At 72.9% G+C, this 22,632-nt stretch carries 18 protein-coding genes; 10 read left to right on the top strand and 8 right to left on the bottom strand.

What is annotated here, in order from left to right; all coding sequences use genetic code 11:
- The first annotated feature begins 62 nt into the window (after positions 1–62).
- From QOM21_RS18765 to QOM21_RS18750, 4 genes are all read left to right on the top strand, one after another.
- The gene (locus QOM21_RS18765) at positions 63–1,331 is read left to right on the top strand and encodes an MFS transporter (protein ID WP_407551584.1); all 1,269 of its coding nucleotides are present in this window, start codon (positions 63–65) and stop codon (positions 1,329–1,331) included.
- 266 nt (positions 1,332–1,597) lie between these two features.
- The gene (locus QOM21_RS18760; RefSeq protein WP_407551582.1) at positions 1,598–2,623 is read left to right on the top strand and encodes a cation diffusion facilitator family transporter; all 1,026 of its coding nucleotides are present in this window, start codon (positions 1,598–1,600) and stop codon (positions 2,621–2,623) included.
- A gap of 152 nt (positions 2,624–2,775) precedes the next feature.
- The gene (locus QOM21_RS18755; RefSeq protein WP_407551580.1) at positions 2,776–3,462 is read left to right on the top strand and encodes a hypothetical protein; all 687 of its coding nucleotides are present in this window, start codon (positions 2,776–2,778) and stop codon (positions 3,460–3,462) included.
- Positions 3,463–3,618: 156 nt separating this feature from the next.
- A complete protein-coding gene (locus QOM21_RS18750) occupies positions 3,619–4,632 on the top strand; it encodes a hypothetical protein (RefSeq protein ID WP_407551578.1) in 1,014 nt (337 codons plus the stop codon).
- 7 nt (positions 4,633–4,639) lie between these two features.
- Here QOM21_RS18750 and QOM21_RS18745 read toward each other — a convergent pair whose 3' ends face one another.
- From QOM21_RS18745 to QOM21_RS18725, 5 genes are all read right to left on the bottom strand, one after another.
- A complete protein-coding gene (locus QOM21_RS18745) occupies positions 4,640–5,581 on the bottom strand; it encodes an NADP-dependent oxidoreductase (protein WP_407551576.1) in 942 nt (313 codons plus the stop codon).
- Between the two features lie 259 nt (positions 5,582–5,840).
- Entirely contained in the window at positions 5,841–7,025 is a 1,185-nt protein-coding gene (locus tag QOM21_RS18740) for an ABC transporter permease (RefSeq protein WP_407551574.1), read from the bottom strand.
- Between the two features lie 8 nt (positions 7,026–7,033).
- Positions 7,034–7,852: an ABC transporter ATP-binding protein gene (locus tag QOM21_RS18735; protein WP_407551572.1), complete on the bottom strand. Its 819-nt coding sequence runs from the start codon at positions 7,850–7,852 to the stop codon at positions 7,034–7,036.
- A complete protein-coding gene (locus tag QOM21_RS18730) occupies positions 7,849–8,952 on the bottom strand; it encodes a peptidoglycan-binding protein (RefSeq protein ID WP_407551570.1) in 1,104 nt (367 codons plus the stop codon). The genes QOM21_RS18735 and QOM21_RS18730 overlap by 4 nt, the downstream gene beginning before the upstream one ends.
- A complete protein-coding gene (locus QOM21_RS18725) occupies positions 8,942–9,442 on the bottom strand; it encodes a hypothetical protein (protein WP_407551568.1) in 501 nt (166 codons plus the stop codon). Before QOM21_RS18725 ends, QOM21_RS18730 begins: the two co-directional genes overlap by 11 nt.
- A 193-nt stretch (positions 9,443–9,635) precedes the next feature.
- On the opposite strand from QOM21_RS18725, the gene QOM21_RS18720 reads away from it, so the two are divergent.
- The 3 genes from QOM21_RS18720 (at position 9,636) to QOM21_RS18710 (ending at position 12,854) form a co-directional block, all read left to right on the top strand.
- Complete coding sequence (locus tag QOM21_RS18720; protein WP_407551567.1) at positions 9,636–10,376, top strand: response regulator transcription factor; 741 nt, start codon at positions 9,636–9,638, stop codon at positions 10,374–10,376.
- A complete protein-coding gene (locus tag QOM21_RS18715) occupies positions 10,373–11,647 on the top strand; it encodes a sensor histidine kinase (RefSeq protein ID WP_407551565.1) in 1,275 nt (424 codons plus the stop codon). The genes QOM21_RS18720 and QOM21_RS18715 overlap by 4 nt, the downstream gene beginning before the upstream one ends.
- A 334-nt stretch (positions 11,648–11,981) precedes the next feature.
- Positions 11,982–12,854 (top strand): polysaccharide deacetylase family protein, encoded by an 873-nt coding sequence (locus QOM21_RS18710; protein WP_407551563.1) that lies wholly within the window; start codon positions 11,982–11,984, stop codon positions 12,852–12,854.
- A 21-nt stretch (positions 12,855–12,875) separates the two neighbouring features.
- On the opposite strand, the gene QOM21_RS18705 is transcribed toward QOM21_RS18710, so the two are convergent.
- The 3 genes from QOM21_RS18705 to QOM21_RS18695 all read right to left on the bottom strand — a co-directional run bounded on the left by QOM21_RS18705 (position 12,876) and on the right by QOM21_RS18695 (position 17,334).
- Positions 12,876–13,442 (bottom strand): VanZ family protein, encoded by a 567-nt coding sequence (locus tag QOM21_RS18705; RefSeq protein ID WP_407551561.1) that lies wholly within the window; start codon positions 13,440–13,442, stop codon positions 12,876–12,878.
- A gap of 238 nt (positions 13,443–13,680) precedes the next feature.
- Positions 13,681–14,970 carry an alpha/beta hydrolase gene (locus tag QOM21_RS18700; RefSeq protein WP_407551559.1) on the bottom strand — a complete coding sequence of 430 codons (1,290 nt, stop codon included), beginning with the start codon at positions 14,968–14,970 and terminating at the stop codon, positions 13,681–13,683.
- Between the two features lie 270 nt (positions 14,971–15,240).
- Positions 15,241–17,334, bottom strand: coding sequence for a PhoX family protein (locus QOM21_RS18695; RefSeq protein WP_407551557.1), 2,094 nt, complete (start codon positions 17,332–17,334; stop codon positions 15,241–15,243).
- 778 nt (positions 17,335–18,112) lie between these two features.
- Here QOM21_RS18695 and QOM21_RS18690 point away from each other — a divergent pair.
- From QOM21_RS18690 to QOM21_RS18680, 3 genes are all read left to right on the top strand, one after another.
- Positions 18,113–19,618 (top strand): VWA domain-containing protein, encoded by a 1,506-nt coding sequence (locus QOM21_RS18690; RefSeq protein WP_407551555.1) that lies wholly within the window; start codon positions 18,113–18,115, stop codon positions 19,616–19,618.
- Positions 19,619–19,973: 355 nt separating this feature from the next.
- Complete coding sequence (locus tag QOM21_RS18685; protein ID WP_407551553.1) at positions 19,974–20,840, top strand: hypothetical protein; 867 nt, start codon at positions 19,974–19,976, stop codon at positions 20,838–20,840.
- A gap of 165 nt (positions 20,841–21,005) precedes the next feature.
- Positions 21,006–22,571, top strand: a complete 1,566-nt coding sequence (locus QOM21_RS18680) for a DHA2 family efflux MFS transporter permease subunit (RefSeq protein WP_407551551.1) — start codon at positions 21,006–21,008, stop codon at positions 22,569–22,571.
- The last annotated feature ends 61 nt before the right edge of the window (positions 22,572–22,632 follow it).

Raw genomic sequence — 22,632 nt, 5'->3', positions numbered from 1 at the left:
ACACCGATCATGTTCGTAAGTCAAGCTAGCGAACAGGGATTCTGTTCGCTAGCCTCCTTCCGGTGACTGCTCCCAGTGATCCGACCAGCGATCGGACCAGCGATCCGACGACCCGTCCGACCCCGGCCACTGCGGCGCTCTCCCCACCGGGCCCGCCGGGCCGGCGGCTGCGGACGGCCCGGCTCGCCACCTTCGGATTCTTCGCCCTCAACGGCTTCGTCATGGGCATGTGGATCGTGCACATCCCAGCCGTCGAGCAGCGGGCCGGCGTCAGCCACGCGGTGCTGGGCTGGCTGCTGCTCTTCCTCGGCGCCGGCGCCTTCGCGGGGATGCAGCTCTGCGGGCCGCTGACCGACCGCTACGGCAGCCACCGCGTCGTCCCGGCGGGCGGCGTGCTGTGCAGCGCCGCGCTCGTGCTGCCGGGGCCGGCGGAGGGCCCCTGGGCCCTGGCGGCGGCGCTGCTGGTGCTGGGCTTCGGCAACGGCTGTCTGGACGTCGGGATGAACACCCACGCCGTCCAGGTGGAGCGCGGATACGGACGGCCCGTCATGTCCGCCTTCCACGCGGTCTTCTCCGTCGGCGGCGTGCTCGCGGCGCTGGCCGGCGCCCGCTCCCTCGGCTGGGGCTGGAGCGCGCCCCTGACCCTGGGCTGCGTCGCGGCCTTCGGCGTGGCCGTCACGCTGCTCACCGCCGCCGGGCTGCTGCGGCCGGACACCGGAGCCGGCCGGGACGCCGCGGGGGAGACCGCCGCGCCGGCCACGGACGGCGCGCCCGCCCGCACCCGCGGCACACCCTCCCGGGTCTGGCTGCTCGCCCTGCTGGCAACGGCCCTGATGCTGTGTGAAGGCGTCGCCAACGACTGGAGCGTGCTGCATCTGCGGGACGTCCTGGGCGCCTCCGCCCCGACGGCCGCCCTTGCCTACGGCGCGTTCGCCACGGCGATGACCATCGGCAGGTTCGCCACCGACCGCGTGGTCCTCCGGTTCGGTCCGGTGCGCCTGGTCCGCTACGGCACGGCCCTGGCCGCCGTCGGTCTCACAGCCGCCGCCCTGACCCCCTCGGTGCCCCTCGCCCTCGCGGGCTGGACGCTCTTCGGCATCGGCCTGTCCGGCTGCGTCCCGCAGTTCTTCAGCGCCGCGGGCCATGTGGACCCCGAAGCCTCCGGTGCGCATGTGTCCCGGGTGGCCGGTCTGGGCTATCTCGGCATGCTCGCCGGGCCCGCCGTCATCGGGCCGATGACCCATGCCGTCCCGCTCAACATCACGTTCCTGCTGCCGGTGGCACTCTGCCTGCTGGCCGCCTGCGCCGCCGGGGTCCTGCGGGCCCGGTGAACGCCGCCTGCGGTCGCCGGGGGACGCCTCCGGGGCGCTGCCGGCGCCCGCCGCCGTGCCCCGGCAGCGCGGGGCGGTGGAGGGCGACGCCCCGGCCGCCGGACCACGGCCTTCCGTTTCCGCCTGTCCGCGCTTCCCCGCCCCCACCGCTCTGACCAGCGACGATAGGCCGTTTGACGGTAATGACAACGGTCACCGGTGCAGCCTTTGGATCTCCCGCCGAAGTGCGGTTTGCTTCGCAGGGACGACCCAGGAAGGAGCGCGCCATGACCGGACACGACCACGGGCACCACGGGGCCACGGCCCACGGGCACAGCCACGCGCACGCCGTCTCCCCGGACGCCGACCGGCGCTGGCTGCGCGCCGCCCTGGCCCTGATCACCGCCTACATGGCGGTCGAGGTCGTCATCGGTTTCGTGGCCCAGTCGCTGGCGCTGATCTCGGACGCCGCCCACATGCTCACCGACGCCGTCTCCATCGCACTGGCCCTGATCGCGATGCGGCTGGCCGCCCGGCCCGCGCGCGGCGGCTACACCTACGGCCTCAAGCGCGCCGAGATCCTCTCCGCGCAGGCCAACGGCATCACCTTGCTGCTGCTGTCGGTCTGGCTCGCGTACGAGGCGGTCCAGCGGCTGATCTCGCCGCCCGAGGTCACCGGCGGACTGGTCCTGGTCACCGCGCTCTCCGGCGTCGTGGTGAACCTCGTCTGCACCTGGTTCCTCTCCAGGGCGAACCGCTCCAGCCTGAACATCGAGGGCGCCTACCAGCACATCCTCACCGACCTGTTCGGCTTCGTCGCCACCGCGGTCGCCGGCCTGATCGTGCTGACCACCGGCTTCGAGCGGGCCGACGCGATCGCCACACTCGTGGTCGTCGCCCTGATGCTGAAGGCCGGTACGGGCCTGGTCCGCGAGTCCGGGCGGATCTTCATGGAGGCAGCGCCGGCCGGCGTCGACCCGGACGCGCTGGGCGACCACCTCGCCTCCACCGACCAGGTCGTCGAGGTGCACGATCTGCACATCTGGCAGATCACCTCCGGCCAGCCCGCGCTGTCCGCGCATGTGCTGGTGGAGCCGGGCGGCGACTGCCACAAGGTCCGCCGCACCCTGCAGGAAGTCCTCGACCTGGAGTACGGCATCACCCACGCCACCCTCCAGGTCGACCACGTCGGTGAGCAGGCGTCCGCCGACGAGGTCCTGACCCTGAGCAGCGGGCCCCGGCCGGAGCCACGGGCCGACCACTGCGAGGACACCCACGGCCCGGTCCACCGGCCCGGCGGGTACCGCGAGTAGGACGCGCCGCCGCGCCCGTACGGCCGCGCCCACCCGCGCAACCGCCCCGTAGCGCCCGTCCCCACCGCCGCCGTCCCCTCGCTCGGGTGAACCCGGCCCGCAGGCAGGGCGGAAGCCGCCGGTGCGGCGGGCTGCGGTGCTCGGATGACGGCATGAGAACCGCTGCCGTCTGCGCGCTGCTCTGCGCCGCCACGCTCCCCGGACCGTCCGCCGCCGCCCCCGCCCGCCAGGCACCGCCCGGCGGCCCCGTCTCGGTGACGGTGACCGACGGCACCGACCGCGCCGAGCCCGGGGACCGCCTCGGCTACCGCATCACCGTGCGCAACCTGGGCGACACCGGCCTGTCCGCGACACGTACCGAACAGCGGATGCCGGCCACCGCCGCCACGGTCTCCGCCGAGGGCGGCACGGTCGTACGGCGCGGCACCGGGGAGCAGCGGGCCGTCTGGCGGTCCGACCTGCCCGCCCACGCCGTCCGGGAGTTCACCGCCTCGGCGGTCCTCGGCGAGCGCCCCACGCCGGCCGCCACGGCAGCCCCCGGCACCCTTCGCGCCAACACCACCGTCTGCGTCTATCTGGGCGGCTCCGACGCCCCGAGCGCCTGCTCGGGCGACACCGACGACCTGCCGGCGACACGGGAGGAGGACGGGGACGACGGCTGGCTCTGGTGGACCCTGGCACTGGTGGTCTGCGGCCTGCTCGCCTCGGGCGTGCTCCGTGCGGTGCGCCGGCGCAGGGGTGGGCGCGGGGACGGCGGGCGCGGCGGGGACGCTGAGCCCGGGGACAGGGGGCGTGGCGGGGACAGCGGGCGCGGCCGGCGCGTGGCGGCCCGCCTCTGAGCCACGGCACGGCCACTCCCCGGGGGGCCGGCGGGGCGGCGCGCCACCCGGCCGCCCGCGCGGTCACCCATTGGCACCGGCCCCGCTCGCGGCCGGTGCCGGTTCGGATTTGCCTGTAAGGGCGACACGTTCGCCGTTCAGGAAGGACCGGGAGCCATGTCAGCGAGCGCCCCCGCACGCGCAGGCGGCCGGGCGGCGGAGGCGGAGCACGTACCGCACCCTCCCCGGCGGCCCGGCCGCGCGCTCGGCGGCGGCGTGCTCCTGCTGATCGCGACGCTGATGGTGCCGCTGAGCCTGGCCGCCGTGTGGGCCCGCACCGAACTCACCGACACCGACCGCTATGTGTCCGCCGTCGCGCCGCTCGCCGCGAACGCCGCGGTCCAGGACGCCATCGTCGACGACGTGACCGACGGCGTGATGGCGCACATCCGGCTCGACGGACTGCTCAAGGCCATTCCCCGGGCGGAGCGGCCCGCGCTGCGCCAGCGGTTCACCCGCGGCATCCGCGAGTTCGTCGACAAGCAGGTACGCCAGGTCGTCACCGGCCGCGCCTTCCCCACGGTGTGGAGCGGTGTGCACCGCAACGCCCACCAGGCCCTGGACGGCACCCTGACCGCCTCCGGCAACGCTCCGGTGACCCTCGACCTGACGCCGATCATCGAACGCGTCAAACACCAGGTGGCCGCCAACGGCCTGGGGATCGACGTCGCCCGGCGCGTCCCGCGTATGGGCACCGAGATCGTGCTGCTGCACTCCCCGGACGTGCCGCGGGCCCGCACCGCCTACCAGGCCGTACGCGTCGCCGCCCTGCTGATGCCGCCGGCCGCGGCCCTCTGCCTGCTGGCCGGGCTGCTGCTCGCGCGGCGCAGGCGGCGCGCCCTCATCTGCACCGGGCTGGGGTGCGCCGCGGCGACCGCGCTGCTGGCCGCAGCGCTCGCGCTGGTCCGCGCCCGCGCCGTGGACGCGCTGCCCGCGGTGGTCTCCCGGCCGGCGGCCGAAGCCTTCGCGGACGCCCTCACCGGCTCGCTGCGTACCGCGGTCTGGCTGCTCCTGGGTGCCGCCCTGCTGACCGCCGCGCTCGCCGCCGCCGGGCCGCCCGCCGTCCGCGCGCTCATGGCGACGGCCGCCCACCGGGACGGCGGGCGGCCGGAGCGCCGGGACCACGGGTGACAGGGGCTCAGATCGTCAGCACCGTCTTGCCCTGGGTCCGCCCCTTGCGCTGGGCGGCGATCGCCTCGGGTGCCTCCTCCAGAAGCACCTCGCGGCCCACCAGCACCGTCAGCCGGCCGGAGTCGACCTGCCCGGCGAGGATCTCCAGGAGCTGCGGCGAGGGCCGGTTGACGAAGTTGAAGCCGCGCAGATTGTGCTCGGTCAGATCGTCCGCGTCGGCCGAGCCGATGGTGGAGACGGCCGTTCCGCCGTCCCGGACGGTCCGGGTCATCGCGCTGAACTCCGCAGGACCGCTGGCCAGATCGATCAGCACGTCCACGCCGTCCGGGTGGGCGGCGAGGACCTGGTCGGCGACCGGGCCCACGGTGTGGTCGACGGTTTCGGCGGCCCCCAGATTCCGCATCAGCTCCGACTGGGCGGCGCGGGCGGTGGCGATGACCTCGGCGCCGCGGCCGGCCGCCAGCTGGGTGGTGAAGGTGCCCACCCCGCCGGTCGCGCCGACGATCAGCACCCTTCTGCCCTCGCTGACGCGGGTCTCCTCGACCAGGTTGTAGGCGGTCGTGCCGGCCGTCGGCACGGCCGCGGAGGTGGCGTAGGTGACGCTGCGGGCGGCCGGTGCGATCGCCGCCTCGTCGGCGAGGGCGAGTTCGGCGTACGAGCCGCCGCCCTGCTCCGTCCGCTGGAACTGGCCGAACACCGCGTCACCGACCGTGAAGCGCCGCACGCCGGTCCCGATCGCGAGCACTTCGCCCGCCCCGTCGGCTCCCATGACCAGCGGGAACGCGGCCGGCATGGCATCACCGAACATGCCTTCCGCGATCTTCCAGTCGATGGGGTTGACTCCGGCGGCGGACAGCCGGACCAGGACCTCCCCCGGCCCTGGCTCGGGCTGTGGCAGATCCATGAGCTGCGGCTGTTCACCGAATGCGCTGACTGCTACGGCTCTCATCTGGCGTTCCCTTCCACCCTTCCGACCGGAGGCCGGAGTGGATCGTAAGCACGCCGGTGCGGCCGGATCCCGCAGGACGAGAGGCGGTGCCCCGGAAGCAACTCGTACGGCCCCCCGTCCGGCCCGGTCCGGCCGCCGCCGAACGTATGTCCCGCGGCGGGCGGGCGACGGGCGACCGGACCGGTCGGGTGGGCCGCCTTCGTGGGAGCCGGAGCCCGGCCGGACGCGGACGCGGGCCCCGCCGTCCGCGTCCGGCGCCCTACACGGCTTGCAGGGCGAGCGTGGGCGAGAGCCGGGCGGCCCGGACGGCCGGGTAGAGACCGGCGACGGTGCCGATCGCCAGCGTCGCCCCGAAGCCGCCGGCCACCGCCCACAGCGGCACCACCCACGGCATGCCGCCCGCGGCCGCGAAGGCGTAGGTCGCGGCGGCGCCCAGGGCGATGCCGGCGATCCCGCCCAGGCCAGACAGCAGCAGCGACTCGGTCACGAACTGCAGCCGGATCTGGCCGCGGGTGGCGCCCATCGAGCGGCGAAGGCCGATCTCGTGACGGCGTTCCAACACCGAAATGATCATGGTGTTGGCGACCCCGACACCTCCGACGAGCAGCGCCACCCCGCCGAGCCCGAGCAGCAGACCGGTGAAGGTCCCCTCCGTCGCGGCCTTCGCCTGGAGCGCCGACGACGGGTCGCTCACCTGCACATTGCGCGGATTCTGCGGGTCGACGGAGTGCGGGACGAGGTCCCGCACACGGTGCACCGAGGCGTCGGTGGACCGTTCGTAGATCGCCGTGGGGTGGCCGTCGAAGCCGAGCAGTTCGCCCGCCGCCGTCCAGCCGACCAGGGCGGCCCGCTCGATCTCCGGCGCGAGCGGCAGCGGCCGCAGGATGCCGACGACGGTGAAGTACCGGCCGCCGACGGCCACCTGCTGCCCGGGGCGGCTGATGCCGAGCCGCTCGGCGGCGACATGGCCGAGCACCACGGACGGATAGCGGCCGTTGGCGTCGTTGAGCCAGGTGCCGGACGCCATCGCGCCGCGCAGTGTCCCCAGCAGCCCCACCCCGGCGGCCTTGACCGTGATGCCACCGGTCTCCTCCACGGGGATCTTCTCGCTGCGCCGTACCGACACCTCCAGATCGCCGGTGGCGCCGACCTGCCGGACCCCGTCGATCCGCCCCACCATCCCGGGCGCCTCCTTCGGCAGTTTCACCTCCTCGCCGAACATCCCCTGGCCCGGCGTGGCGACCAGCATGTTGGTGCCCAACGCGTCGAGTTTCTGCAGGAGTTGCGCCTTGCTGGACGCGGAGATGCCGACCACCGCGATCATCGTCGCGATACCGATGGCGATGCCGAGGGCGGAGAGCACCACCCGCACGGGGCGGGCGCGCAGCCCCGCCGACCCGACGTGCAGCACCTCGCGCGGGCCGAGGGAGGCCGGGGAGAGCATGCCGCGCCTCACCGCTCCGCGCTCCCGGGGGCCGCGGGCCCGCCGTCCGTCCCGGGGGCGGCCCGGGTGCCGTACGTCCGGCTCCCGTCGGCCATCGGCCCCTCGTCGGTGACCACGTGGCCGTCGCGGATCCGCACCTGCCGGGGCAGCTGCGCGGCGATGTCGCTGTCGTGGGTGATGACGGCGATGGTGGCGCCCTCCTTGTTCAGGTCGTGCAGCAGTGCCATGACCGCCGCGCCGGAGGCGGAGTCCAGCGCTCCGGTCGGTTCGTCGGCCAGCAGCAGGTCCGGTTCGCCGACCACCGCCCGGGCGATGGCCACCCGCTGCTTCTGACCGCCCGACAGCTCGTGCGGCCGGTGCGTCATACGGTCCGCGAGACCGACCCGGTCCAGCGCGTCGGCGGCCCGGCGGCGGCGCTCGGCGCGCGGCAGCCCGGAGTAGAGCAGCCCTTCGGCGACGTTGTCCTGTGCGCTGATGCCGGGCACCAGGTGGAAGGACTGGAAGACGAAGCCGATGTGCCGGGCGCGCAGTGCGGAGAGCCTGCGGTCGGTGAGCGAGGCGATGTCGTGGCCCGCGATGGTGACCTCGCCGGCCGTCGGGCGGTCCAGGGTGCCGATGATGTGCAGCAGGGTGGACTTGCCGGAGCCGGACGGGCCGACGATGGCCAGCAGTTCCGCGCGCGCGACCCGCAGGTCCACGCCGCGCAGCGCGGCGACCCCGCCCGGGTACTCCTTGGTGACCCCGGCCAGCTCGATGACGTGTCCCGGGGCACGGGCCGCGGGGTCCGCCGGACCGGCGGGAGCACTGAGGTCGGTGCGGGCGCTCATGCCTTCGGCACCCCGACCTTCGTGCCCGGCTTCAGGCCCCCGCCGGATATCTCCACCCGGCCCTGCCCGAACATGCCCAGCTTCACGCGGACGTCGCGCACCGTGCCGCCCTCGACGACCTGCACGCCGAAGCCGCCGCCGGGCAGCGCGAGAAGCGCGTTCACCGGCACGGTCAGCACGTCCTCGCGGACCTCGCCGACGATGTCGACCGTCACCGGCGCCTGGTCGAACGCGGTGACCTTGCCCGGATCCGTGAAGGCGATCCGCGCGGTGATCTTCGGGGTCTTGCCCGACGGGTCGCTGCCCTCCTCGGTGACGCTGCGGTCGACGGAGGCGACCTTGCCCTCGGCCGAGCCGCCGCCGGGCAGCTGCACCGTCACCTTCGTGCCGGGCTTAGCCAGGTCGGCCTGCGCGACATCGAGCTTGATCCGGACCTCCCGCGCGGAGCCGGTGGTGGTCAGCAGCGGACGGCCGGGCGAGACCTGGTCGCCGACCGCCGCCTCCTTGTTCTTGATCCGCACCGCGCCCGGCTGGAAGGAGATCTGGTCCGGCCCGGTGGTGCCGGTCTGCTTCAGCCCGTGCGCCTTCTGCCAGCGCTTGACCGCCTCCGTGGTGCCGGGGGTGAACTCCTCGTCCACGGCCAGCGCGTCGCCGTACCCGAGCGCCCGCAGGTTCTCCTTCAGCTGCCGGACGTCGGCGCCCTCGTCGCCCTGCTTCAAGGACCGGTACATCGGCTTCCCGCCGTACATCAGCCGGACGATGCGGCCGTCGGTCTCGTACAGCGCGCCGTCGCGTTCCACCGTGGAGCCGGTCGCGGGCAGCCAGGTCAGCGTGCCCGCCGCACCGCCGTTGACCTTGCGTTCCTTGGCGTAGCCGAGCGATCCGTCGACCTGGGTGCTGCTGCTGAGGTCCTGGCGCCGGACGGTGTCGGTGTCCGGCGGCAGGGCGTTCTTCGGCGTCTGCTGCCCGGCGTCCTGACGCCCGGTCACCGAACCGATCGCCGCGCCACCGCCGGCCAGGACGGCCGCGACCACCAGCGCGGAGACGAGATACTTCGTGCGGCCGCGCCGGGCGGCGCGCCGCCCCTCCTCAGCCGGCATTCCGGCCGCCACACGCCGCGTTGGCCTTCTCGAACTTCTCCTTCTCCGCGCCCTTCGGGATCGGCATCGCCTTTTGCATTTCGTCGCCGCCGAACTTCGGGTCGGGCATGTTGAAGCCGTTCTCCCGCATGCACCGGGCGAACTCCAGCGCCTTGTCCTTGTCCGCCTGGCTCGGCCCGTCCTGACCGGCGCCGGGACCGCTGTCCTTGCACTCCTTGAACGCCTTCTTCATCTTCTCCGGGTCGGTCTTGGAGCCGCCGACGACCATGCTGCGCGGGTCCTGCCCAGGCTTGGGCTCCTCGACCTTCACCCCGTGGTCGCGAAGGCACTGGCGGTGCCGGTACGCCGCGTCCGCCTCCTTGCCCTTGCCGTTGGCGTCCGAGCCGCCGCCGGTGCTCTCCTGCGCGCCGCCGCCGGAGCAGGCGGTGGCGAATATCGCCAGCCCCGCCGCCAACGATGCCGCCGCCACTGACGCCCTGCGCTGCCTCATGGATTTCCTCCGTGCCGAATGCGGTGGTGACCTGACGCGGCAGAGGCTGGCACCGGGCCGCCTTTCGTTTCTCTAACCGCTCTCCGACGCCCCCGGACAGGCGGCGCCACAGCGGTGAATTCCGCAGGTCCGGGCCGGTGCGGCGAAAGACGTTTACACCGCCGAAAGGTGCCCCTCGGGTAGACATGACGCCATGCGCGTTCTGGTGGTGGAGGACGAGGAATTCCTCGCGGAGATGATTGCCGAGGGGCTGCGCCGCGACGCGATCGCGGCCGATGTCGCCCACGACGGCCGGGAGGCATTGGCCAAACTGCGCTTCGGGGCGTACGACGTCCTCGTCCTGGACCGCGATCTGCCGGGACTGCACGGCGACGAGGTGTGCCGCGAGGTCGTCGGCCGGCGGCTGCTGACGCGGGTGCTGATGCTCACCGCGTCCGGCACGGTGCGCGACCGCGTGGACGGTCTGGGGCTGGGCGCCGACGACTATCTGACCAAGCCGTTCGCGTACGAGGAACTGCTGGCGCGGGTCCTGGCCCTGGGCCGGCGCGCCCGCCCGGCCCTGCCGCCGGTCCTGGAGCGGGCGGGCGTCACCGTCGACACCGCCCGCCGCCTCGCCGTCCGCGACGGGCGCCCGCTCGCCCTGTCCCGCAAGGAGTTCGGGGTGCTGGAGGTGCTGCTGCGCGCCGAGGGCGCGGTGGTCAGCGGTGACGACCTGATCGAGGAGGTCTGGGAGGAGCACACCAGCTACCGCACCAACGCGGTCCGCGTCACCCTCAGCAAGCTCCGCGCCAAGCTCGGCGAACCAGCGGTGATCGAGACCGTGCCGGGCGCCGGCTACCGGATGACCGGCGGCGCGCCGGCGGACGCGGGCCCGCCGCCGGACCGGGGCCGGCAGCGGACCGACGCGGTCGGGCCCGCGGGCGACGGCGCATGAGCACTTCCGCCACGGACCGCCCGATACCGCGCCCCCCGTCGTCGCTCGGCCGCCGCTGGCTCCCCGGCAGCGAACGCGTCCGGCTCACCACCCTCTACGGCGGACTGCTGGTGCTGGCCGGGGCCATGCTCATCGGCCTGGTCTACGTCCTGGTACGGAGCGGCCTGTACTCGTCTCTGAGCACGGCTGTCACCACCGCCACTCCCCGCGGGCCCGGCCCCCTCGCCCCGAGCGGCGCCGCCACCGGCACGCCCGTCCCCGGCCCGACCATGGCGCCCGCCTCACCGCTTCCCGGTTACACCCCGGCGTTGCGCGACGGCGGGCTCTACAGCGTCACCAAGAACATCACCGACGCCGCCGAACAGGCCGCGCTCAGCCGCCTGCTGACCACCTCGCTGATCGCCCTGCTGGTCTTCGCCGTCCTCTCGGTGGCACTGGCCTGGTGGATGGCCGGTCGGGTGCTGCGCCCGGTCTCCGTGATCACCCGTACCGCCCGCCGGCTCTCGGCCGCCAACCTGCACGAGCGCATCGCGCTGGACGCGCCGCCGGGCGAACTCAAGCACCTCGCCGACACCTTCGACGGCATGCTCGACCGCATCGAGCAGCTGGTCTCCGCGCAGCAGCGGTTCGCCGCCAACGCCGCGCACGAGCTGCGCACTCCCCTGGCCGTGCAGCGCGCCGCGGCCGAGATCGGGCTGGCCGACCCGGACCCGGACAACGTCCGGCGCATCCGCGGCAAGCTGATCGAGGTCGCCGAGAACAGCGAGCACCTGATCGAGGGTCTGCTGCTGCTCTCCGTCTCCGACCAGGGTCTGCAGCGCAGGGAGGCGGTCGCGTTCGGTGACCTCGCCGAGAGCGTCGCCGCCGAGTACGCCGACGACGCCTGGCGACGCGGGCTGACCATCGCCACCGACATCCATCCGCTGACCGTGGACGGCGACCCCGTGCTGCTCACGCACCTCGTGCGGAACCTGGTCGGCAACGCCGTACGCCACAACCGCCCCGACGGCCGGGTCACGCTATGCGTCGACGACCGGACGCTGGAGGTCAGCAACACCGGGCCGCGGATCCCCGAAGAGGCCGTCCCGTACCTCTTCGAGCCGTTCCGCCGCCTGGAGGCGCGCCGGCACGCCCCGGGAGAGGGCGCGGGCCTCGGCCTGTCGATCGTGGCGTCCCTCGCCCGCGCGCACGCCGCCTCCGCCACCGCGCACCCCAACCCGGGCGGCGGTCTGACGGTCCGGGTCGCCTTCCCCGCCCGGCTGCCCTCCTGACGGACCGGTCTCCCCGGCTGCGGCGAGCTGTGTGCCCTTCCTCCTCAGCCCGTTCCTTCCTCCTCGTAGCGGTGGCCGCCCCAAGGAGCGGTGCACACCTCCCGGAGCAGTAGAAACCTCATCTATACATTGCGTGTGTACTACGTGTGTATAGTTCCCTCGGTCCGGCCGTTCGAGGTGCGCCGCGCCAGGTCACGGCTGGTCGCCGCGGGGCTGCGCCCTGCCCTCGGCGCCGGCCGCCACAGGGTCAGCGCGCCGACCGCCCGCACTCCCGCGCGCCACGTCCGCATCCGCGTCGACGTCCGCGCGCCCTGCCAGGTCCGAGGAGACCCGTATGCCGAAGAAGAAGTCCGCGCCCCGCCGCCCCGCCATATCCGGGCTGCTGGCGGCCACCTCGTTGGTCCTGGCCCTCAGCGGCTGCGCCGCCTACGACGTCACCGCACCGGCCGACGCCCGCGCCGAGGCGTCGGCCGGGCAGGGGAAGACGAAGGACACACGGCTCGCCGCAGCCGGGAAGACGGTGGACGAGGGCGGGAAGAGCGGCGCTCAGGGGAACGGGAAGCGGGAGGACCGGCAGGACACCGCCAGGTCCGACATCGACTGCCGCAAGGCCAAGTGTGTCGCGCTCACCTTCGACGCCGGCCCCAGCGAGCACACCCCCCGGCTGCTGGACATCCTCAAGAAGGAGAAGGTGCACGCGACGTTCTTCATGCTCGGTAAGAACCATGTCGCCGACCGCCCCGCCGACGTGCGCCGGATCGACGCCGAGGGCCATGAACTGGCCAACCACACCTGGTCGCACCAGGTCCTCACCGACCTCGCGCCCGAAGAGGCCCGCAAGGAGCTGTCGCGCACCCAGGACGCGGTCGAGTCGATCACCGGCAAGAAGCCCCGGCTGATGCGCCCGCCGCAGGGCAGGACCGACGAGGAGGTCTCCCGCATCAGCCGCGAACTCGGCCTCGCGCAGGTCCTGTGGAGCGTGACCGCGAAGGACTACCAGACCGACGACTCCGCCCTGATCACCGAGCGGGTGCTCGAACAGACCGAGCGCGACGGCATCATCCTGCTGCACGACATCTACCGGGGCACCGTGCCCGCCGTCCCGGGCATCCTCGCGAAACTCAAGCAGCGCGGCTACACGATCGTGACGGTCTCCCAGCTGCTCTCACCGGCCGAGCCGGAGCCCGGAATGGTCTACCGCCCCTGAGAGCCGCGAGTACGCGGCGCCTCAACCGCCCTTTTCCGTGGCGGGCTCGACCTGCCCGACGCGCCGGGCGCCGCCGAACCGCTGCCACCAGTGGCGGCGCCGCAGGTGGACGGCACGGCCCAGCCGGCGCCCCAGCAGCAGATAACCGATCAGCGCGCCGGTGCAGTTGAGGATCACATCGTCGATGTCGAAGGCCCGCCCGGTGATCAGCGCTCCCTGCACCAGCTCCACCAGCAGCATCACCACCGCCGTGGCGACGCCGACCCGGAGCGTGCCACGGGCACCCGGCGCCAGCACCGGCAGGAGCACCCCGAACGGCACACCGAGCACGATGTTGCCGCCGAGCTGCTTGACCGTGTCGGCCAGGTGCGGCTGCCCGAGGTAGTCGCGGATCGAGTCCCCCGGGCGGAGGTTGGGGTGGGTCAGCGGCACCGAGGCCGCCGACGGCGTCAGGGTGAGCCGGGCCAGGACCACCGCGAAGGCCACCATCGCGGCGAAGGCCGCCACCAGCAGCAGAACGCGGACGGCCACAGGGGCCCGGCCGTCACGGAGCTGCCGGATATTGCCGTCCTGCTGGGTACGCGTCATCAGACCTCTCCCAGGGTGCGTCACGTGCCGGGCGTCCGGCCGGACAGGCCCGCATCCGCCACGCCACCTGCGGCGCAGCTCCGCGTTCCTGCCGCCCTGTGCGGGTACTGCTTTCTCCGTACCGGCCGGGAGGTTCGGTTACCCCGGGTAGGCCGAACCATGCGGCGGACGGACGGAGAGGGGGCGCCGGACCACCGGCACCCCCTCCCGCCTCACTCCTGCGACGCCCCGCTGCGCCTCATCCCCGCGGTTCCGCCTCCACCCGCCTGCGGTCGGAGGGCGACGGCGACGCTGCCGGCGCCTCGGGCCCCGCCGCTCCGTTCACCGGAGCCTGGCCCGGCTTGCGCTCCGTACCGGCCGGCTCGGTGTCCTGCGGGAACGTCAACTGCCTGCTCTGCCACTCCAGGGCCGGGACGACCTCACGCCGCCACGTCGCGAACTGGTGGCTGCCGCGCGGCAGGATGATCGAGTCGACCGTCATCGGCGCCTTCGCGGCACGCAGGAACTTCATGGTGTCCGGGTAACCCGGCTCGCCCTTGCGGCTGCTGGCCACCAGCGCGGAGACCTGCGGCGCGGGCAGATTCGCGAGCCGCCACAGCAGATCGTGCTCCCGCTCCCGCTGCGCGCCCGCCGCGCCGGTGCCGAAGAGGCTGCCCGTGGTGAGGTCGTCCTTGATGGCGTAGTCACCGGAGAGCGAGACGGCCGAGGTGTAGATCTTCGGGTTGCGCATCGCCAGCTGGAGCGAGCAGGTGCCACCGGACGAGTACCCGAACGCGCCCCAGGCACTGGGGTCCCGGCCGACCCGGTACGCCGACTTCATCGCCTCCGGCAGGTCCTGCGTGAAGAACGTCTCGGCCTGCGGCCCGCCCGGCACATCGACGCACTCGGTGTCGCGCGGAGGCGCGATCGTGGGGCGCACCATCACGATCACGGTCGGCTGCATCCTGCCCTGCTCGATCAGCCGCCCCGCGTTCTGCGGCACCTGGAGGTGCTGCGCGAGGTTCATGATGCCGCCGGGGTAGCCGCTGATGACGACCATGACGGGGAATCGCTGCCGGCGGAACTGCTGCTGGAAGTACTGCGGCGGGAGATAGACGAACCCGGGGTTGATGGCCCGCGAGCGCCGCCCCATGATGCGTACGGACTCGACCTTGCCGACCTTGTCCGCCGGCCCCTTGGGCAGCCCGGTCACCTGATCGAGGCCCTGCGGACCGGCCGGTTGGACCAGCCCGCCCTTGAGGCTCCCGACGGAGGCGTACTGTCCGCCACCGGCGTTCACCGACACCGGGGCCTTCTCGTTGTTGCCCAGCAGCTCGTCCCAGCTGCCGTAGAACTGGAAGCTGGAATTCACCGCCAGTGCGAGCGCAGACACGATCGACAGCTGCGTGACCACGATGGCACCGAGCCTGCCCAGGACGGGCCGCACCCCGCGCCGCGACAGCCGGGGCCAGAGCCACACCGTGGCGGCCACACAGGCCAGGGCCAGCACGACCACCGTGTATTCGAGCGACTGACTGGTCAGCCCCATGCGCCTACATCTCCCGTCACCCTCGAAAGGGTTCTTGCCTTTTCCGGCCGCCTAGAGGCACAACGGGCGGCTCAGGACAATGGTCACCGGAGAAGACGGGCCCACCTGCGCATCGGATACCTGAACGACCTACTTCTTACCCAGCTCTTGCCTCCTCGTTTCCGTGGCGTGATGTGCCGGACCGGGCCCTACGCGGGGCGGCTCCCCGGCGGCCCGGCGCCCCTCCCCCGGTACAGGGGCGCCGGGCTCGCGCGGGGCGGACGGGTGGGGTCAGACCCCGATGTTCCGCCCGTCCGTGCGCCATACGCTCACCACGGACGGGCGCACCAGCGTGCCCGGCCCGTCGGGCCACGTCGACGCCGGCTTCTCCACGCTCGCGCCGTCCAGCTCGCCCGGGTGCTGCACCGCGACCAGCACCCTGCGGTCCTGCACGATCGGGCCGCAGGTCTCGGCCCCCGTCGGCACGGTCAGGAACTGCCGCACCTGGCCCCGCCGTTCCCCCGCCGTCGCCACACCGAACAGTCCGTCATGGCTGCCCAGCGCGTTGCCGTCGGTCGAGATCCACAGGTTCCCGTACGCGTCGAAGGTCAGGTTGTCCGGGCAGGAGATCGGGCTGACCTGGTCCTTGGGGAACCCGCCGAAGTACGTGGCCGGGTCCTCCGGGTCACCGCACACCAGGAAGAGCCGCCAGTGGAAGCGGCCCGCGGACGGATCGTCCCGGTGCTCGGTCAGCTCCAGGATCTGCCCGTGCTTGTTGCCGTTGCGCGGGTTCACCTCGTCCGCGCCGGCCTTGCCCGGCTTGCCCCGGTCGCTGTTGTTCGTCAGCGCGACATAGACCCGCCCGGTGCGCGGGCTGGGCTCGACGTCCTCGGGGCGGTCCATCTTCGTGGCGCCCACCTTGTCGGCGGCGAGCCGGGTGAAGACATAGACCTCCTCGGCCGTCATACCCGGTACGTACGACGTGTCGCCGCTCGCCAGCGGGATCCATTCGCCCGACCCGTCGAACTCGCCGTCCTTCGGGAGCTTCCCGGAGCCGTCGATCTCCTGCGCGGCGCTGTCCCCGGTGAACTTGGCCGCGTACAGCGTCCCCTCGTCCAGGAGTGTGCGGTTGTGCTCCCGCGCGGCCCGCCCGCCGCCGCGCTTCATACGCTTGGCGGAGACGAACTTGTAGAAGTAGTCGAACTTCTCGTCGTCGCCCATGTAGAGGACGGGGCGGCCGTCCGCCGTCAGCCGAGGCTCGGCGGCCTCGTGCTTGAACCGTCCGAGCGCCGTCAGCTTGCGCGGGGTCGAGTCCGGGTCGAACGGGTCGATCTCCACCACCCAGCCGAAGCGGTGCACCTCGTTCGGCTCGCGGGCCACGTCGAACCGCTTGTCGAAGCGCTCCCACTTGCGCTGGCTGGCGGCGCCGGTGACCCCGTACCGCTTGAGCCGGGCGGCGGCCACCGGGTCGGTGACGGAGCCTCCGTTGGCGAAGTACTGGTTGAAGTTCTCCTCGCCGGAGAGCACCGTGCCCCAGGGCGTGATGCCGCCGCCGCAGTTGTTGAGCGTGCCGAGGATGCGGGTGCCCTCGGGGTCCGCGGACGTCCTCAGCAGATCGCTGCCCGCGGCCGGCCCGGTGACCTCGAACGGTGTGCTGCCGGTGATCCGCCGGTTGAGGTGGTGGCGGGTCACGGCCGTCAGCTTGCCGGTGCGCCGCTCCTCCTGCGCGACGAGCACGGACAAGCCATGGGCCGCCCAGCCGATCTCCGCCTGCTCACGGGTCGGGGCCTCCGGGTCGTACCCGGCGAACATCAACTGCTCGTCGGTGTACTCATGGTTGATCACCAGCAGCTGCCGGTTCCGCTCGCCCGGCAGGTCGAGTACGGCCATGTAGTCGTTGTTGTAGCCGAACTGCCCGGACTGCGCCGCGGCCGACTGCCGGTCGGGGTGGAAGGCCGGCGCACCCCGCAGGATCGGGTCGCCCCAGCGAATGACGACATTCTGCGTATGCCCCTCGGACACCACCACCGCGTCGGCGGTGTTCGGGGCGACGATCGCGAACCGCAGCCCCCGCGCCGCCTTGCCGGTCTTCCCGCCGGGGGTGCCCCGGCCCGCGAGCGGGTCGCCGTCGGCCTGCGCCGCGACCGCCTCCTGCGCGCCCGCGCCGAGCGGCAGCACGCCGCCGGCCGCCCCCACGACCGTCACCACGGCGGCCGCCCGCACCACCGAACGCCGTGACAGCGCACCGCTGATGACATCACCGACATAGTCGTTGTCGCTCACATTGGGCGTTTCGTGAAAACAGGCGTCGCCACAGCGGTACCGGCAGGTCATGGCCGAACGCCCGCCGGGATGCGAGCCGATCAGCGGCAGGAACGTGCGCACGCTCTCCCCCTTTGTATGAATTCGTGGACGAACCGCCCGCGCCCTCCGCCGGCCGCGGCCCGCGCCCGTGAGGGCCCGAGGCATCGGAGGGCATCGAACGGCGTCGAACGATTCGCCGTGACGCTAAGGGCGCCGCCCCGCCGGACGGCGTCGCAAACATGAACGCGCGGTGAATCCGGGGCCACCACGAGTCATCCGGGCGCCGGGAGACGCGCCGGAGACGTGCCAGGAGGACAGAGCGCCCCCTACGGACGGTCAGACGGCGGGCGGGGAACGGGTGTACCGATACCGCGGGGTGTGCGTCGGTCGCGTCGGCCGGCAGGGCCGGCGCGCTACGGGGAGTCAGCGACTCGTGCGAGGCGCGCACCGCTTCCCGGGTGACGAATTGGCGACGAGTTGGCGTCACCTCGCTCAACCCGTGCGCCCCGCTTGCGAGCTCCGCGCGCGCCCCTCCGCCGGACGCCGAGGAGCGGCCGCCGCACGCCGATCCGCCGTCCACCGTTGCGGCCCGTCCCTGGTCAGACGCCCGACGTGGAGACACACCGACCGCGCGCCGCGCCGCGTCGGATGCCGCCGACCCCCCGCGCCTTCGCAACGCACGCCCCCTGGCCGAAACCAGATCGTGCCCAGCCACCCCCGGATGGCCCACCACACAAGGCGCGGGGTCCCACGATGAGGCCGGTGCAGGCCGCTACCCTTACGTATCCGTCCTGGTCAGGGACATGTCTGTGCTTCACGGACATTCGCCGCACCCACCACACGCAAGAGAGGTCCGCCGATGGGCATTCGGAGTCTGCTGCGCAACGCTTTCGGTCGCTCCAAGGCGACCCGTGAAGAAACCGGCGCGGCACCGAGCGGCGCCGATACGCCGGAATCGGCAACGATTCCGGAGGCCCGCGAGGAGTCCAATCCGGCATCCGCCACCGCCGCCCCGGAAGCGGAGGTGCCGGCCGCCCGCACGGCCCCCACCGAGGTCTCCACACCGGAGCCGGCCCCGACGACGGCCTCGCTGCCGGCCCAGGGGAGCCCGGTGGAGGACCGACCGGAGGCTCCGGCGCGCGAGGAGTCGGCCGTACGGTCCGAGTCCGACGCCGAGTCCGCCCGGCCCTCGGCCGCGGAGTCCGCGAAGCGCGACGAGCCGGCCGAGGCGGCACCGGAGGCGGCGGAGGCGAAGGCCACCGAGGTCACCGGGGAGCCGTCAGCCGACGCCGCCACCCCCGCGACGGACAGCCCCGACACCATTTCCGACCTGGTGAGCCAGGCGTTCGACAAGCCGGTCGCGAGCCCCGCCCCGGCAGCCGAGCCGGCTGAAGAGCCCGCGCAGGCCGCGAAGCCCGCGGAATCCGCGAAGCCCACGACCGGTAAGGCAGCGGGCAAGCCCGCGAAGGCCGAGCCGAAGCCGAAGGCCGAGCCGAAGCCCGCCGCGAAGGCCGCGCCCGAGGAGAAGCCTGCCGCTGAGCCGAAGGCCACCGCCAAGCCGAAGGCCGCCGCGAAGCCGGAGCCCGAGGCCGAGGTGAAGCCCGAGCCCGCCGCGGTTGCCGCGGACACGGCGACCGCCTTCCCGGCGCTCTCCCTCAGCAAGGTCGAGGCCACCGCCCCCGGCCTGGTCAGCCTCTACAAGTCCGCGTCCAGCACCCTGGAGAAGCACGGCCTCGCCACCCAGCGTGCCGCCGTCTACCTGGTCCTCGACCGCTCCGGCTCGATGCGGAACTACTACAAGGACGGCACCGTCCAGAACCTCGCCGAGCAGGCCCTCGGCCTCTCCGCCAATCTCGACGACGACGGCACCGTCCCGGTCGTCTTCTTCTCCACCGACATCGACGGCTCCGCCGAGCTGGACCTCGCCAACTACGAGGGCCGGATCGAGGAGTTGCACGCCGGTCTGGGCCACATGGGCCGTACCAACTACCACTGGGCGATCAACGCCGTGGTCGAGCACTACAAGAAGTCCGGCAGCACCGCCCCCGCCTTCGTCATCTTCCAGACGGACGGCGCGCCGACCTCCAAGCCTGCCGCGGAGAAGGCACTGTGCGACGCGGCCGGGCTGCCGATCTTCTGGCAGTTCATCGGCTTCGGCGACCCGGACGCGAAGGGCTTCGACTTCCTTCGCAAGCTCGACGACCTGGCCGTACCGGACAAGCGGGTCGTCGACAACGCCGGCTTCTTCCACGCCGGCCGCGACCCCCGCAGCCTCTCCGCCGACGAGCTCTACCAGCAGCTGATGGTCGAGTTCCCCGAGTGGCTCACCGAGGCCCGCGCCGCCGGTGTGGTCAAGGACAACTGACCGCACTCGCCACCGCATTCACGTCCACCGGCCGCGGCCGGGTCCCACCGGGCCCGCCGCGGCCGGCGCGTTTGCGCATGCCGGCTTTTGCCCGCCAACTCCCCTTCACTTACTGCATTCCTCCCGCCGGACGGCCCCGAGGAATGTGTGCCCGGATGCACCGGATGCGCCCGGCGAGCGAATAGCCGCATTCAAATGGCCTGCCCCGACCCGGAATTGCGCGGATAAATACCCGCAGAACCGACCTCCCCATTACCGGACTCCCCTCTCCCAAGGGCCGAAGAGAAACCCGCGGCTATGGTGGGCGTCCGACTCCGGCCGCTTTCCCGGGGCGCACCACACATGGGGGAGAAAGATGAGCACGCCGCAGCAGCCGCAATACGGCAACGGTTACGGTGCGAATCCGGGGTACGGCGCGCCCCAGCCCGGCCCGCCGCCCGGCTATCCGCAGCAGCCGCCTCAGCCGGGCCCCCAGCGCCCCGGGGCGTACGGGCAGCCGGCCTACGGCGCGCCGCCGCCCCCTCAGTTCGGCGCACCCCAGCAAGCGCCGTACGGCTACGGCGGCCCCGGCGGCATGCCACCGATTCCGCCGAAGAGCGGCACCGCCAAGGTCTGGGGCATCCTCGGCGCGATAGCCGGCGTCCTCGTGATCGGCACCCTGGTGTCCCTCGGCGTCTTCCGGGGCGGCACGAGCGGCGGGACCGGCACGAGCGCAGGACCGAAGTACAAGATCACGGTGCCGCGGACACTCGTCGGCGGGGAGTACAAGCTGTCCAAGGACATCTCCCAGCAGGCCGGGAGTTCGGTGCCGACGGACGGCAGCAATTCACACGGCATGAAAACCGCCGGCGGCCAGTACACCAGTGGCACGAAATCCATGGTGATGCTCGGGATCTACGGCACCATCGACGATCCCGACCTGGCGGTCGACCACACCCTCCAGGGCATGACCGAGGACGGCAAGACCGAAGTCGCCGTCGAGGAGAAGGAGTTCACTCCCAGCGGCGGCGGAAAGCCGCTGACCTGCGGTGTGGATGTGCGGCAGGAGATGGGCCAGAAGATCACCCTGGCATTCTGCGTATGGGCCGACAGCAGCACCAGCGGCAATGTCGCCGAGACCGATGCGGCGGAATTGTCGAAGGACCCGGCGTCGGTCGATCTGCAGGCCCTCGCCGACAAGGCGGGCAAGATCCGCACCGAGGTCACGGCCCCGCTGGGCTGACCTCCCCGGCCCGCCCCGTCCCCGTGCGAGCTGGCGCCGAGCTCCCTAGGCTGAGTGGGTGAAATATCCCTGTTGCCCGTTTGCGCTCGGGCGATCGTGGGGGCCGTACCGGCGCGGGCGGCCGTACCACCGCGCCGGGCCGACGACCGGCGGAGGCGGGTCTTGATGAGCGGAGCGGACCGAACGGGAAGCGCCCGGGCAGCCGGCACCACACCCAGCTGGGCCGCGGAGCGGGAACCGGATCCGCGGCGCTGGTGGGGGCTCGTGGTGATCGCGCTCGCCCAGCTGATGGTGGTGCTGGACGCCACGATCGTGAACATCGCCCTGCCGTCCGCCCAGCGCGACCTGGGGATGTCGGACGCCAACCGGCAGTGGATGATCACCGCCTACACGCTCGCCTTCGGCGGACTGCTGCTGCTCGGCGGCCGGATCGCCGACCTGGTGGGGCGCAAGAAGACCTTCATGCTCGGCCTGGTCGGCTTCGCCATCGCCTCCGCCCTGGGCGGCGCGGCATCCGGTTCCGCGATGCTGTTCGGGGCCCGGGCCCTCCAGGGCGCCTTCGGGGCACTGCTGGCGCCGTCCGCCCTGTCCTTGCTGACCACGACCTTCACCCTCGGCAAGGAGCGCAGCAAGGCTTTCGGGATCTACGGCGCCATCGCGGGTGGCGGCGCGGCGATCGGGCTGATCGCCGGCGGCCTGCTGACGGAGTTCCTGAACTGGCGCTGGTGTCTGTACGTCAACATCCCCGTCGCGGCCCTCGCCCTCCTCGGCGCCATGGCCTTCCTGCACGACACCCCCGATCGCGGCCGCGCCCACCTGGACGTTCCTGGTGCGGTGCTGGGCTGCGGCGGACTGGTCGCCATCGTCTACGGCTGCAGTGAGGCGCAGCCGCGGGGCTGGAGCGATGCCCTGGTGCTCACGGTGCTGGTGGGCGGTGCGCTGCTGCTCGTGGCCTTCGCCTGGTGGCAGGGCCGGGCCCGCCACCCGCTGCTGCCGCTGCACATCGTGCGGGACCGCAACCGCGCCGGCGCCTTCCTGACCATGGGCCTCGCCCTCATCGCGCTGTTCGGCATGTTCCTGTTCATGACCTACTACCTCCAGATCGTGCTCGGGTACTCGCCGCTGCGCACGGGTCTGGCGTTCCTGCCGATGACAGCGATGATCATCATCGGCTCGACGCAGATCTCGGCCCGCCTGCTGCATCGCCTCCCCCCGCGCCTGCTGCTGGTGCCGGGTGCGCTACTGGCCGCCGTGGGGCTGTATCTGCTGACATATCTGACGCCGGAGCCCGCGTTCGTCTCGCATGTCCTGCCCGCCGAGCTCCTCGTCGGCCTCGGCATGGGCCTGATCTTCATGCCGGTGATCGCGACGGCGACGGCCGGGGTGGCCCCACAGGATTCCGGCGTCACCTCGGCGACCGTCAACACCGCGCAGCAGGTGGGCGGTTCGATCGGGACGGCGCTGCTGAACACGATCGCGACATCGAGCAGCGCGGCATACATCGGGTCGCATCTCGTCCGGGCCACACAGGACAACGGCGGCCGCCTCACCCCGGCACTGCGGGACACCGTGATCAAGGCAGGCGTGGTGCACGGCTTCAACGTGGCGATCGGGGTGGCGGCCGGGGTCATGCTGCTGGCCGCGCTCCTCGCCGGCCTGATGATCACGGCCCGCGCGCCGAAGCACGGGGCCCCGGCGGGCGACGCGGCATCCGCGGACGCACCCGCCTGACCCCTGCGGAGAACACCTGACGGCGGCCGCCCGGGCACGCCGTCCGCTTTCCGCTGCCCGC

Source organism: Streptomyces sp. Pv4-95 (genome assembly GCF_045782725.1).
In the GTDB taxonomy this organism is placed as follows: domain Bacteria; phylum Actinomycetota; class Actinomycetes; order Streptomycetales; family Streptomycetaceae; genus Streptomyces.
This window is presented reverse-complemented; position numbering and strand designations above follow the sequence as displayed.